Raw genomic sequence first — 13,034 nt, 5'->3', positions numbered from 1 at the left:
TAGTTTAGAGGGAAGCGTTAATGACTCATTGAATATTGCGTAGAAGTATGAATTTCTTGCAACAACCGATCAAGATCTGTAATATCTACTTTCGCACTATAATCGCTCATGAAAAAGAAAAACTTGCCTTTGTTTTTGAGCTGCGCTTGATTGACATTACTAATAATCAGATCATAAGAACGATCTGGCTTAAATGATTCCGCATGAGCAAAATGAGATAGTTTTATATAATTAATCCACCAATTCGTGAAATTCTTCTTTTCTAATAGATCACCCTCGAGAAAGATACCTACAGATATCTTTGTGTTGATCCATTTTTTATAGAAGTGTAATGCATTGATATATTTTTTTATTAATGAGTCGCTATAAATAGTATCAATCAATGCGGGTGGATACTGTTGTTTCAACTCTTCAATAAAAATATTAATCGTGGCATGGTTTGCTTCTTTTTCGGAATTTGTAGTAGGAACCCACTGAGTATCAATATCTCCTTTGAATATCAAGTGATGATAACTAACAGATTTTAAATAATAATGAAATGTCGCATTATGTATTTTGTCTAAATTAGTATTTGAATAATATCTTTTCAAAAAAAGCAGAAATTCTTCTTTTAACTGAAAAATTAGAAAAGCATGCTGTTTTTCAATATGCTCCAATTCCTTTAAGAAATAAGAGCGGGCGGGAACAAGGTCTTCGCCGATTATATAAAGAATTAGCCAAATTGTTTCTATGTTGGAGGATTTGAAAGAATAATAGGTCAAAAATTCTTTTAAAATAGCATTAAATTTTTTGAACAGCTCTGTGTTTTTTAGTGAAGCAAGAAAGCTCTTCTGGTTGTACAGGTTTGTTTCATAGTAAAAAAGACTATCCTGATCGGCTGAAATAGCGATATGTTTTTGAGCGTATCTTCTTTTAAGAATGCTCAGATAACCCGTGAGCTTCTTCTTTGCATTTGTTGAAAGCGGACGGCCTAATGCTTCCTGAAGCTGATTGACAGCTTCGTGTATTCTAGGATCCGTATGATACGTATCAAATGATTCATCAAAATCAATGATGGAATAAAGTGAAATATAAAAGAAGCGTATTTGCAGCTCAGGTCCTGTTAAACAGCTGTTTTGTATAGATAAGTCGAATTCTTTCAGTAATTGATTTAATTCGCCGATCTTTCTAAAATAGGTCGAATGACTAATGTTTATTTTTTCACATAAACGAGCGATGTTAATGGTGCCGGACAAAAATAATTCTTTTAGAATTTTATATTTCGGAGCGCTTGAAATAAATTCATTATATAAGATATGTAAAGAATAATCCGGTTTTGTATGAAACGTGATCGTTTGTTTTGTTATTTCAATTGAAAAACGATGCTCGCTTTTTTTTGATAAAAACTGCAAATTATCTATTATTTTTATAAAAAAGTAATCACTAATATTTAAATGTGCTAATAACTCCCTTTTTGTTGCCGTTCCTCCAGCATGAACCAGATAGACCAACAAATCAATCTGGTAAACCTCGAGTCTCTCTAATAGATCTTGTTTTTTCATACCACAACTCCTTGTTTATTTATGATAGAATTTATTATTTTAAAATTCTAAAATTGATTTACTCTTTTTATTTTCATTATTATCTAATAAAATTAAAAGAAAAACAAGATAAAAATCGAAAGATATATATATTAGATTTAAAAGATATAAAAACATTTCTTTGTTATTAAATTTAAAAAAACTAACTTGAAAAATAGTTTTTGCCTGATTGTCAAAAAAATGGTATTGTATCTTTGTATGCTTATATGCAAATTAATGATACAATGATGTTTTTTAGAAAGGATCTGTCTGTAATGTACGATCTAGGTGATATTGTAGAAATGAAAAAGCCCCATGCTTGTCAGGCAAATCGCTGGGAAATCATCCGTATGGGAGCCGATATAAAGATAAAATGTACGAATTGCGGGCATATCGTCATGATGTCACGCCGCGACTTTGAGAAAAAAATGAAGAAAATTTTAGAAAAAAAAGACTGAGAAAGAAAGAGTGAATAGATAATGGCATTAACAGCTGGAATCGTAGGTTTACCAAACGTTGGGAAATCTACCCTTTTTAACGCAATCACAAAAGCAGGAGCAGAAGCTGCGAACTATCCGTTTGCAACGATTGATCCTAACGTCGGTATGGTGGAAGTGCCAGATGATCGACTACAACGTTTAACTGAACTGGTAAAACCAAAAAAAACAGTACCGACAACCTTTGAATTTACTGATATTGCGGGGATTGTAAAAGGTGCAAGCAAGGGTGAAGGGCTTGGAAATCAGTTTTTAAGTCATATTCGTCAGGTAGATGCGATTTGTCATGTTGTCCGTTGCTTTGATGACGATAACATTACGCACGTAGAGGGACGGGTTGATCCGCTGGCTGATATTGATACCATTAACTTAGAGTTGGTATTGGCTGATTTGGATTCGATCAACAAACGTTATACTCGTGTAGCTAAGATTGCTAAAACAAAAGACAAAGATGCGGTCGCTGAATTAGCTGTTTTGGACAAATTAAAACCGGTGTTGGAAGAAGGCTTGTCAGCACGGACGATTGAATTTACAGAAGACGAACAAAAAATCGTCAAAAGCTTATTTCTTTTGACTGCCAAACCAATCTTATATGTAGCAAATGTTTCTGAAGATGAAGTGGCAGACGTAGACAATAACCCTTATGTTCAACAAGTCCGGACTTTTGCTGCAAATGAAAATGCCGAAGTTATTGTAGTCTGCGCACGTGCAGAAGAAGAAATCGCTGAATTAGACGATGAAGATAAAGCTGAATTTTTAGAAGCGCTTGGTATTGAAGAATCTGGCTTAGATCAATTGATTCGGGCAGCTTATGATTTATTGGGCTTAGCAACTTATTTTACGGCAGGAGAGCAGGAAGTACGTGCTTGGACGTTCCGGAAAGGAATTAAAGCACCTCAAGCAGCAGGAATCATCCATTCCGATTTCGAACGAGGCTTTATCCGTGCAGAAACCGTTTCTTTTGAGGATTTAAGCAAATACGGCAATATGCATGCAGCCAAAGAAGCCGGCAAAGTCCGTTTAGAAGGAAAAGATTATGTTGTGCAGGATGGCGATGTTATGCTTTTCCGTTTCAATGTATAAAAAAATCAAGAAATATCGTTTTTCTCACTAAAAAATGTGATAGAATACATTTTAGGTAAAGACTGCCCTGTAAACTTGGGCGAGGAGGACTTAAAAGATGGAAGCAGAAACACTTCGAGAGATCGTTTCAGAAAATCGTGAACTTGAACAGAAATTAACGAAAAGAAATGAACAATACATTTTCGATTTGAAAAAATCATTGGTTGCAGCAAATCTTTCCGAAGAAGCTCAGACACTTGCTTTACACGAAATCTTACCTCAATTGGTTGATGGACAAAAAAGTGGAATCACTGCCCGCCAATTGTTTGGAACGGTATCTGCACGTACTGAAGCTATCTTGAATAAACCAGAAGAGCTTCCCGAATCTACACCATTTTTGATGTGGCTGGATAATGCATTATTGCTCTTCGGTGTCATGTCAATCATGTTTTCAATTATGATGCTGTGGTCTAAAGGGAAAACACAGCCTATGGGTATACTAACCCTTGTATTGGCATCTATGTTTGGTGGCTATGTATTTTATCTGATGTACAAATATGTCTATCAATATGACCGTCCGGGAATGGACAAATCCAAGCGTCCGGGCTGGTTAAAAACAGGCTTAATTTTAGTTGCATCCATGTTTTTATGGATTGTTGTATTTGCCGGAACCTCTATGCTGCCGACAGTGATTAATCCCGTATTTGATCCGATTATCGTGATTATTCTTGGTGGTGTAGCAATTGGTGTTCGCCATTTATTAAAGAAAAAATATAATATGCGTAGTAGTTTAGCGCGTTAATTAGAAAGAAACAGTTAGTAATCATTTTCGAAGGTGGCTAAGTATGGCTTTTAGAGTCATACTTAGCCACTTTTCTCATTTGAAGGGTTTCTATTTGTAAGAATCGTTGCCTGCTTATAACATAGAGAATGACGAGTATGAAAAATCTCGTTTTATTTATTTTATAAGGAGGTGAGAATGTGAAAATATGGATTAAAAAGCATAGTTCAAGTATGATTTTCTTGAGCTTTTTTCTGTTGAGCATTCTTTCATTAGCGATTGTTTATTTGCACAATGGCCACATATTAATAGGAGATGACTATCATTTCCACCAAAATCGTATTGAAGGATTAGCTGCTTCAATCCAACATGGTAATTGGTTTCCGAAAATTAGTTATTATTTTATCGGTGGCTACGGCTATGCCTCCAGTCTTTTTTATCCGGATTTTTATCTTTATTTTCCTGCACTTTTAAGACTGCTGGGTTTGTCATTGTCAGCTAGTTTTATTATTTTTGCGATTGCAATTAATTTTGGAACCTTTATTTTGACGTACATTTCCGGTCGTTATATGGATTTATCCAAGACGAAAAGCTACTTGTTTTCGTTATTGTACACTTTATCTATTTATCGGCTGCAGGATTTCATCAATCGGCAGGCGCTGGGGGAATTATTGGCCATTAGTTTTTTTCCGTTGGTATTAGCCAGCATGTATTTACTTAAAAATGGGAAAGAGCATAAGTGGCTGCTGCTGGTTGGAGCCATGTGCGGTATTGGGCTGGCTCATTTTATTTCTTTGGAAATTATCAGCTTATTTATTGGTTTATATATGCTTTTAAATTGGAAGAGCTTTTTCAAAAAGCAGCCGCTGCTGGCCTTAGCCAAAGCGACGTTCCTGACGGTAGGACTGCTGCTGTTTTATTTGGCACCGATTATGGAACAAATGGCACATACCACATTTCAGGTAACTTCTAATCCACTGACATTGATTTCTGAACGGAGCTATTCTTTATTCGAGCTGTTATCGCATAGTTTTAAGAATAGTGTTTTTCATGCTTCTTCCGCCAATATCGGGATTATTTTATTAACAGGGCTAGTTGCCTATAGCTTGACTTTATTCAAAAAAACAGAGGCTAATCGCGATTTGATTCTATTATCTTTACTTTTTATGTATATGACGACGGATTATTTCCCTTGGAAATTATTGAATCATACGCCGTTAAACACTATCCAGTTTCCTTGGCGCTTATTGTCACTAGTTACCTTGCTACTGACCTATTTGATTGCCAATGATTCCTTAGGCTTTCTGAAAAAAATTCCTAAGGCATTGCCGATTTTAATTCTCTTTATTCTTTTAGGTGTAGTCATTTATGAAACAGAAAGTGTCGTCACTGTCAGAAAGCGATTGTTGACTTACGAAAAATACAATCATACAAACTGCTATTATATCGGTGCAGGCCATGAGTATCTGCCGGAGGAAACAGATTATTCTGTTATTTTAAAGCACAAGAAGCGTAAACTAGCCTATGATGACGAACAAGTAAATGTCACGAATATCGCTATGACTTTTGACACCATTGCATTCGATTTTCAAACGCAGCAAAATCAAGCAGTGAATGTGACATTGCCATTTATTTATTACTACGGTTATCAGGCTCGAATTCTAACAGATGGAAAAGAAAGAACGGAACCAGTGTCCATGAATCAGAAAAACGGATTAGTAAGTGTTCGTTTAACCGGAAAAGGACAAGTTTCCGTATCGTACCAAATGACAACCGTTCAAAAAGCTTCGTTAGGATTTTCAGCAACGGTCTTACTATTACTTATTCTGGTAAAGAGCAATTCCTTGAGAATAAAAAAACGCGAGTTATCCTACGAAAACGATGGCAAATAAATGAGAAAAAACTCATCTTGAAAAAAAGCCGCAGAAATTGACTGGAAACCCGTAAATCCGGTTGACTTCCCTATTATTATCTGTTATTTTCATATATAAAATTAAATAGAGGAGTGGTCTGAAAAATGTCTAACTGGGAAACAAAATTTGTAAAAAAGGGTCTTACTTTTGATGATGTTTTATTAATTCCAGCTGAAAGTCATGTCTTACCGAACGATGTAGATATGAGTGTGCAATTAGCAAAAAATATCAAATTGAATATTCCTCTGATCAGTGCAAGTATGGATACTGTGACAGATAGTAAAATGGCAATCTCCATGGCACGTCAAGGCGGTTTAGGAGTTATTCACAAAAATATGAGCATTGCGCAGCAGGCGGATGAAGTTCGTAAGGTAAAACGTTCAGAAAGCGGCGTAATTATTGATCCATTTTTCTTAACGCCAACCAACTTGGTAGCTGATGCTGAAAGCCTGATGAGCAAATACCGAATTAGTGGTGTACCGATTGTTGAAACAATGGACAATCGTAAATTAGTCGGAATTATTACAAACCGTGATATGCGATTTGTTGCGGATTACCAAATGAAGATCGAAGAAGTCATGACCAAAGACAATTTAGTAACAGCCCCAGTTGGTACTTCTCTAAAAGATGCTGAAAAGATTTTACAAAGACATAAAATCGAAAAATTACCGATCGTTGACGAGAATAATCGTTTAAGCGGTTTGATCACAATTAAAGATATTGAGAAAGTTATTGAATTTCCAAATGCCGCTAAAGATGAGCATGGTCGCTTGCTAGTTGCTGCGGCTGTCGGTGTAACAAGTGATACCTTTGAACGGGCAGAAGCTTTACTTCAAGCCGGAGCTGATGCGATTGTCATTGATACAGCTCATGGACACAGTGCGGGTGTTATTCGTAAAATTAAAGAAATTCGCGATACTTTCCCTGAAGCAACCTTGATCGCTGGTAATATCGCTACAGCTGAAGGAGCTAAAGCACTTTATGATGTAGGTGTCGATGTAGTCAAAGTTGGGATTGGTCCTGGTTCTATTTGTACAACTCGCGTCGTAGCAGGTGTTGGTGTACCGCAGTTAACAGCTATCTATGATGCAGCTTCTGTAGCCCGCAAATACGGTAAAGCGATTATAGCTGATGGCGGCATTAAATATTCCGGCGATATTGTTAAAGCTCTGGCTGCTGGAGGTCACGCAGTAATGCTTGGAAGCATGCTGGCCGGAACAGATGAATCACCAGGTGAATTTGAAATTTATCAAGGTCGCCGCTTTAAAACTTACCGCGGTATGGGTTCATTAGGCGCAATGGAAAAAGGATCAAGTGACCGTTACTTCCAAGGCGGCGTGAACGAAGCGAACAAATTAGTGCCAGAAGGAATTGAAGGACGTGTGGCCTATAAAGGCAGCGTCGCTGATATTGTTTTCCAAATGATCGGCGGTCTAAAATCAGGAATGGGTTATGTGGGTGCAGCAGATTTAAAACAATTGCGTGATGAAGCTCAATTTATCCAAATGAGCGGCAACGGCTTGAAAGAATCTCATCCTCATGACGTTCAAATCACGAAAGAAGCACCAAACTACTCTGTAGAACAATAGAAACAAAAGGTTGAGCCAAAAGTCGTTAAGGTTCGAGCGGTTGGAGTAAAAGAAGCCGAATGCGCTTTTGGCATTGGCAGATTTTATGAAATAGCCGAAGAACCTGACTTTTGATCACCGTTTATTCAAGGTTGAGCCAAAAGTCGTTAAGGTTCGAGCAATTGGAGTAAAAGAAGCCGAATGCGTTTTTGGCATTGGCGAATTTTATGAAATAGCCGAAGAATCTGACTTTTGATCACCATTTATTCGCAAAAAGAGGGCCAGACAAAACTGTTTTTAGTTTTGTCTGACCCTCTTTTTATTTTTACTGAATCGGCCGCTCATCCTGCGAGCCGTAATACATATGCAAAGGACGCGCCTTGTTTCCCAATAATTGCTTAGAAGGTAGAATCGTGTATCCTTGTTCTCGTAAATGGTCAATGACGGTCGGTACGGCAGCCACCGTTTCTGGATGGATATCATGCATCAAAATAATGGTGTCATTATAAGCAGTGTCGTCAATTCGCTTGATAATGGCGTCTGTATTTTTACTTTTCCAGTCTTGAGAATCAACTGACCATTGGATAACTGGTTTGCCGATGATCGTGGCGACCTCTTTATTAACAGCGCCATAAGGGGGTCTAAAGTCGGTAGGAATTTCTCCAATTGCCTGATAGATTGCTTTATCAGTAGCATAAACTTCTTCTTTTACCTGTTCAGGATCGCAGTTTGTCAGCTGCGGATGTGAATAAGAATGGCTAGCAACCTCATGTCCTTCAGCTTTTACACGTTTGACTAGGTCTTGATTTTTCGCAACGTTTTGTCCCAGCATGAAAAATGTTGCTTTAACGCCTTTTTCTTTTAAAATATCCAAGAGTTTAGGCGTAGTTTCAGGATTTGGTCCATCATCGAAGGTTAGAGAAATATATTTTCTATTGGGATCCATCGTGATTGGTAAAACTCCCTTAATAGAATCAGCTGCAATAAAATCAGTATTAATATAGCTGGCAATCTCCTTGTAGGAAAGAGTCATTTCCTTTTTTCCAACTGTATTTTCAGGTAAATTAAATGTAATTTTATCAGGATAGTAAGTAAAGGTGGTTTTATCGAGTGAAAGTACAGGCAGATTAAGCACACCGTCTATAATTGCATTTCCGTCAGAACTTTCATCTAACATTTTTTGTTGGATGATTTGCCGAACAGCTGAGATATTTGCCTCATCGGTAAAAAGATCCTGTAAGGTAAGTGGCTGCTTACTCTTTTGGTTGATCACGATATTTTTTCCAGCTTGTTTCTTTTCGTTCCAGTCTTTTTTAGCAGGGTCCCAGCTATAATCAGTAACGACCGGCTGATATTCATACACCTGTTCATTAACTTTTTTAAGAGTAATCTCTCCCACTAGTTTGACAGGTTCGTCAGATACGCAATTTTTTTGAGCTTGCTCCATGATGCCGGCTAATTCAGTTTTTAGTGCTTCGAGTTGAGGTATTGAGTCATCGGCCGTAGGCTCATACATGAGCTTTTGGATATTTCCGTCTGAAGCTATACGTTCAGTGCTAGAAACTCTTGTGTTATGCTGTTCATCGCGGATAGTTTTCAACAAAGATGCCTCTTCCTGTTCAAAAGAACTAGCTTCATCGCTTTCATTTTGTTCCTCTGGTACGTGCGTACTAGCATTGGTAGCATACACCCCACCACCAATTAAAATTAATACAGCAATAGTAAAAATCCATAGGCTATTTTTTCGAAAAATCCTTAGCTTCCGTTGATGATATTCTGTACGACTGTTTTTCTGTTTTTTCTGTTTAAACATAATTTAATCCCTCTAACTTGTTTCATTTTAACTACTCCAGTCAAATCCAATGTAACACGCACAATGGGTACTTTCAATAGTCAAATGAGTTAGAGGGATAATTCTTTTCATTTATTTAATTAATTTTAAATTGCCCATATAAGGGACTAAAACTTCAGGAACAGTTACTGAACCATCTTCATTTTGGTAGTTTTCTAAAATTGCTGCGACTGTTCGGCCAACGGCTAGACCAGATCCGTTTAGTGTATGTGCGTATTTAACTTTATCATTTTCGTCGCGGTAACGAATCATGGCACGGCGAGCTTGGAAATCTTCGCAGTTTGAACAAGAACTGATTTCACGATACATATTTTGGGCAGGAATCCAGACTTCTAGATCGTAGGTTTTAGCTGCTGAGAAGCCCATATCACCAGTAGATAATTCCATTACACGGTAAGGGAGATTTAATTTTTGCAAAATTTCTTCTGCATTGGCAGTCATTTTTTCCAATTCTTCATATGAATGCTCTGCATCACTGAATTTGACCATTTCTACTTTATTGAATTGGTGTAAACGAATTAATCCACGCGTGTCTCGGCCGGCACTGCCTGCTTCTGAACGGAAAGAAGGGCTTAATGCAGTAAAGTAGATGGGTAAATCTTTGCCGTCTAAAATCTCGTTATTATAATAGTTGGTTAATGGAACTTCCGCTGTTGGAATTAAAGTTAAATCTGTATCTTCAATTTGGAAGACATCTTCTTTGAATTTAGGGAACTGTCCCGTGCCAAACATAGAGTTGCTGTTGACAAGATAAGGCGTAATCATTTCAGTATAACCGTGATCATACACATGCAGATCAAGCATGAAGTTGTATAAAGCTCTTTCTAAACGTGCGCCTAACCCTTTGTAATAGACAAAACGGCTACCGGCAACCTTAGCACCGCGTTCAAAATCAAGGATGTCAAGATTTTCCGCAATTTCCCAATGTGGTTTTGGTTCAAAGGCAAAATTACGTGGCGTACTCCAACGACGGTTTTCAACATTTTCTTCTTCACCAGCGCCCACAGGAACAGAAGCATGCGGCAAGTTAGGCAAAGTAGTTGCGATGGTTTGAAGCTGGCCATCAATTTCTTCAATTTCGGTATCTAAAGCTTTGATGTTGGCACCGACTTCTTTCATTTCAGCGATTTTATCTGTGGCGTCTTCTTTATTGCGTTTTAATTGTGCGATTTCAGCAGACACATCATTTCGATATTTCTTTAATTCTTCAGTTTTCACTAATAGCTGACGACGGCTTTCGTCTAAACGCATAAACTCCACTAAAACCTCTTCTTTGACGCCTCGGGTTTTTAATTTTGCTTGTACATCATCAAAGTTTTGACGAATCATTTTTACATCTAACATAATTACTCCTCCTTAATATTTAAATGCTGCTGTTTTTTTAGATAACTTATGAAGCAATAAAATAAAAAAGCCACTCCATCCCAGAAAAAATCTCTTGGGACGAAATGACTTGAATTTCGCGGTACCACCCAAGTTCAGCTGACGCTGCCCTTGTATTGCAGATAACGGCTGCGGCCGATTTGACTTATTTCGTCAAATGCATCAATCAGAGACGGACTTCTTTATAGTTGAATATTTGCTCGCACCACCGCAAACTCTCTTTCATTCAGCGCTATAAATACTTTTTCTCTTTGCTTGTCCTTAGGATACAAAACTTTCATTTGAATGTCAACTTGATTTCTGCCCAGATTGATTTCTTTTTAACGGTAAATGAATGATAAAAGAAGTCCATTGATTATCCGAGGTGGCATAAATATAACCGCCATGCAAAGCGACGATACTTTGAGCGATAGCTAAGCCAAGACCTGTTCCGCCAGTTTCTTGAGAGCGTGATTCTTCCACACGATAAAAACGATCAAATAATTGATCCAATGATTTTTTAGGAATAGAAGGTCCGTCGTTTCGCACGGAAATCACCGCTTCGGTTCCAACCTTTTCTACATCAATCACAATCTGTTTGCCGCCTTTACCATATTTTAGCGCATTCGACAGAAGGTTATTAAAGACACGTACCAATTTTTCGGTATCACCGTCCATTTTTAAAGAAGCCGGCTGGGCATTCACATGGATGGACATCTCGTTTTTACTTGCTTCTAATTCAAAATCAGCGGCAAGCTGTTCAATTAATTGCGCCATGTCAAAATGAATAGCATTGATCGGTACAGATGGTTGGCGGACCTTTGTATATTCAAAAAGATCATCAACGAGAATTTTCATCTGTTTCGCTTTTACATATGCAGTATGCGTATATTTCAGCAAGTCTTCTTCATTGTGATATTGCCGATCTTCAATTAAGCCTAAATAACCTATAATAGAAGTTAGCGGTGTACGGATATCATGACTGACATTGGTAATAAGTTCATCCTTTGATTTTTCAATCTTACGTTCATCCTCAATAGCAGCAACTGTGCTGTCAACTAAACCATTCACACTAGTCACTACTTTGGCCAAATCCCCGCTAAGCTCAAAAGGAATGCGGTGATCATAATTACCATCTGCGATAAAGTGAAGTTCACTGATAATATGACGTAGCTGCATTTGACGATAGCGGCGAATTAAGCGCCAATATAAAACAGCGATATCGATGACACAAAAGAGCGGAATAACAAATTTGCCCCAACTCCAGAATAAATCTGTATTTAATTCACGTGCAAAAGCCCCTTTTGTCGCCCAAATGATTCCTTGTAATGTCTGACTGCCAGTCAAAAGAACCGTTATTGACACATTTAATAGAAGCAAAAGAATAATTGTGACAATTCCCTCTGCTAAAAGTTCGCTAATTTCCTTGGATGTTAAGGTGATTCGTTTTTGCTTTTCAATCTTTTTTTGTCTAACGAGCATCGATTTTATATCCAACTCCCCAAACTGTTTGAATGACTTTTTCTCCACCGGTTGCTTCTTCAATTTTATCTCTCAAGTGACTTACGTGAACCATTACTGTTTTAGCGGAAACGATACTTTCCTGCTGCCATACACGCTCAAAAATTTCATCGGCACTAAATACACGATTTGGATGACTAGCTAACAGATACAAAATTCCAAACTCTAAAGCAGTTAATTGAATTTCTTTCCCATCAACAGTTTTAACCTCATGTGAATCTTTGTTAATAACCAATGAACCGATTTCCAAAATATCCGGCTCATCCGCTTTAAGCTGCATTTGACTCCGGCGTAGGATCGATTTGACCCTTGCCATTACCTCTAAGGGGTTAAATGGTTTGGTTACATAATCATCAGCTCCGGCTACCAGACCTTTGATCTTATCCATATCAGTGGTTTTAGCTGTTAACATAATGATAGGAATCTGAGATTCTTTCCGTAGCTCTTTTACCACTTGCATGCCGTCCATAACAGGCATCATAATATCTAATATAAGTAGATCAATATCAGAGGTTGTTCTGATTTTAGATAGAGCTTCTTTTCCATCGTAAGCTTTTACTACTTCATATCCTTCATTATGAATATAAATACTTAATAGTTCAACGATCTCTTTATCGTCATCAGCAACTAAAATTTTCATCTTCTTTATTTCCTCCATTATTCTATAGTAGCATTCCTCTTCACCATTTTAACAAAAAAAGCGGAGAAATGACAAAAACAAGGAGAAGTTACAGGAATTTTAGAATACGTTACTAAAAATTAAGAATTAGATCGAAAATCGCCTGTAATTCTTCTAAAACCGAACAATAATGGATGGAAAGAAGGGAACAATCGGTAACGAAAAAAAGTTCGAAAAAAATGCAAATTTTAATTGACCTGAGCCAAGAATCTTGGTATATTATTACATGTCGCAAGGCGA

The 13,034-nt window shown here is 37.4% G+C and carries 10 protein-coding genes and 1 other annotated feature; of the genes, 5 read left to right on the top strand and 5 right to left on the bottom strand.

Going from position 1 to position 13,034, the window contains the following annotated elements:
* Window positions 1-17: 17 nt before the first annotated feature.
* Window positions 18-1,541, bottom strand: a complete 1,524-nt coding sequence (locus tag ABH902_RS10110) for a helix-turn-helix domain-containing protein (protein ID WP_404590600.1) — start codon at window positions 1,539-1,541, stop codon at window positions 18-20.
* A gap of 293 nt (window positions 1,542-1,834) precedes the next feature.
* Here ABH902_RS10110 and ABH902_RS10105 point away from each other — a divergent pair, with 293 nt between their 5' ends.
* The 5 genes from ABH902_RS10105 to guaB all read left to right on the top strand — a co-directional run bounded on the left by ABH902_RS10105 (window position 1,835) and on the right by guaB (window position 7,401).
* Window positions 1,835-2,017, top strand: coding sequence for a DUF951 domain-containing protein (locus ABH902_RS10105; RefSeq protein WP_271494175.1), 183 nt, complete (start codon window positions 1,835-1,837; stop codon window positions 2,015-2,017).
* A gap of 21 nt (window positions 2,018-2,038) precedes the next feature.
* Window positions 2,039-3,139: a redox-regulated ATPase YchF gene (ychF, locus tag ABH902_RS10100; protein WP_404590599.1), complete on the top strand. Its 1,101-nt coding sequence runs from the start codon at window positions 2,039-2,041 to the stop codon at window positions 3,137-3,139.
* A 97-nt stretch (window positions 3,140-3,236) separates the two neighbouring features.
* Window positions 3,237-3,920, top strand: coding sequence for a DUF1129 domain-containing protein (locus ABH902_RS10095; RefSeq protein WP_404590598.1), 684 nt, complete (start codon window positions 3,237-3,239; stop codon window positions 3,918-3,920).
* Window positions 3,921-4,099: 179 nt separating this feature from the next.
* Window positions 4,100-5,791 carry a hypothetical protein gene (locus ABH902_RS10090; RefSeq protein WP_404590597.1) on the top strand — a complete coding sequence of 564 codons (1,692 nt, stop codon included), beginning with the start codon at window positions 4,100-4,102 and terminating at the stop codon, window positions 5,789-5,791.
* Between the two features lie 125 nt (window positions 5,792-5,916).
* On the top strand, window positions 5,917-7,401 hold the full coding sequence (gene guaB, locus ABH902_RS10085; protein ID WP_404590596.1) for an IMP dehydrogenase: 1,485 nt from the start codon (window positions 5,917-5,919) through the stop codon (window positions 7,399-7,401).
* Window positions 7,402-7,705: 304 nt separating this feature from the next.
* On the opposite strand, the gene ABH902_RS10080 is transcribed toward guaB, so the two are convergent.
* The 4 genes from ABH902_RS10080 to ABH902_RS10065 all read right to left on the bottom strand — a co-directional run bounded on the left by ABH902_RS10080 (window position 7,706) and on the right by ABH902_RS10065 (window position 12,755).
* Complete coding sequence (locus tag ABH902_RS10080; RefSeq protein ID WP_404590595.1) at window positions 7,706-9,193, bottom strand: polysaccharide deacetylase family protein; 1,488 nt, start codon at window positions 9,191-9,193, stop codon at window positions 7,706-7,708.
* A 111-nt stretch (window positions 9,194-9,304) separates the two neighbouring features.
* Entirely contained in the window at window positions 9,305-10,576 is a 1,272-nt protein-coding gene (gene serS, locus ABH902_RS10075; protein ID WP_404590594.1) for a serine--tRNA ligase, read from the bottom strand.
* A gap of 92 nt (window positions 10,577-10,668) precedes the next feature.
* Window positions 10,669-10,878 (bottom strand) — a binding site (T-box leader).
* 25 nt (window positions 10,879-10,903) lie between these two features.
* A complete protein-coding gene (locus tag ABH902_RS10070; RefSeq protein WP_404590593.1) occupies window positions 10,904-12,076 on the bottom strand; it encodes a sensor histidine kinase in 1,173 nt (390 codons plus the stop codon).
* Complete coding sequence (locus tag ABH902_RS10065; RefSeq protein WP_404590592.1) at window positions 12,066-12,755, bottom strand: response regulator; 690 nt, start codon at window positions 12,753-12,755, stop codon at window positions 12,066-12,068. Before ABH902_RS10065 ends, ABH902_RS10070 begins: the two co-directional genes overlap by 11 nt.
* Window positions 12,756-13,034: the final 279 nt, after the last annotated feature.

The sequence above is a fragment of the Enterococcus sp. UD-01 genome, assembly GCF_044909655.1.
Lineage (GTDB): Bacteria > Bacillota > Bacilli > Lactobacillales > Enterococcaceae > Enterococcus_L.
This window is presented reverse-complemented; position numbering and strand designations above follow the sequence as displayed.

Coding starts and splice junctions, on each gene's coding strand:
- ABH902_RS10110 (WP_404590600.1), bottom strand. CDS start 1,541: ATGAAAAAACAAGATCTATTAGAGAGACTCGAGGTTTACCAGATTGAT.
- ABH902_RS10105 (WP_271494175.1), top strand. CDS start 1,835: ATGTACGATCTAGGTGATATTGTAGAAATGAAAAAGCCCCATGCTTGT.
- ychF (WP_404590599.1), top strand. CDS start 2,039: ATGGCATTAACAGCTGGAATCGTAGGTTTACCAAACGTTGGGAAATCT.
- ABH902_RS10095 (WP_404590598.1), top strand. CDS start 3,237: ATGGAAGCAGAAACACTTCGAGAGATCGTTTCAGAAAATCGTGAACTT.
- guaB (WP_404590596.1), top strand. CDS start 5,917: ATGTCTAACTGGGAAACAAAATTTGTAAAAAAGGGTCTTACTTTTGAT.
- ABH902_RS10080 (WP_404590595.1), bottom strand. CDS start 9,193: ATGTTTAAACAGAAAAAACAGAAAAACAGTCGTACAGAATATCATCAA.
- serS (WP_404590594.1), bottom strand. CDS start 10,576: ATGTTAGATGTAAAAATGATTCGTCAAAACTTTGATGATGTACAAGCA.
- ABH902_RS10070 (WP_404590593.1), bottom strand. CDS start 12,076: ATGCTCGTTAGACAAAAAAAGATTGAAAAGCAAAAACGAATCACCTTA.
- ABH902_RS10065 (WP_404590592.1), bottom strand. CDS start 12,755: ATGAAAATTTTAGTTGCTGATGACGATAAAGAGATCGTTGAACTATTA.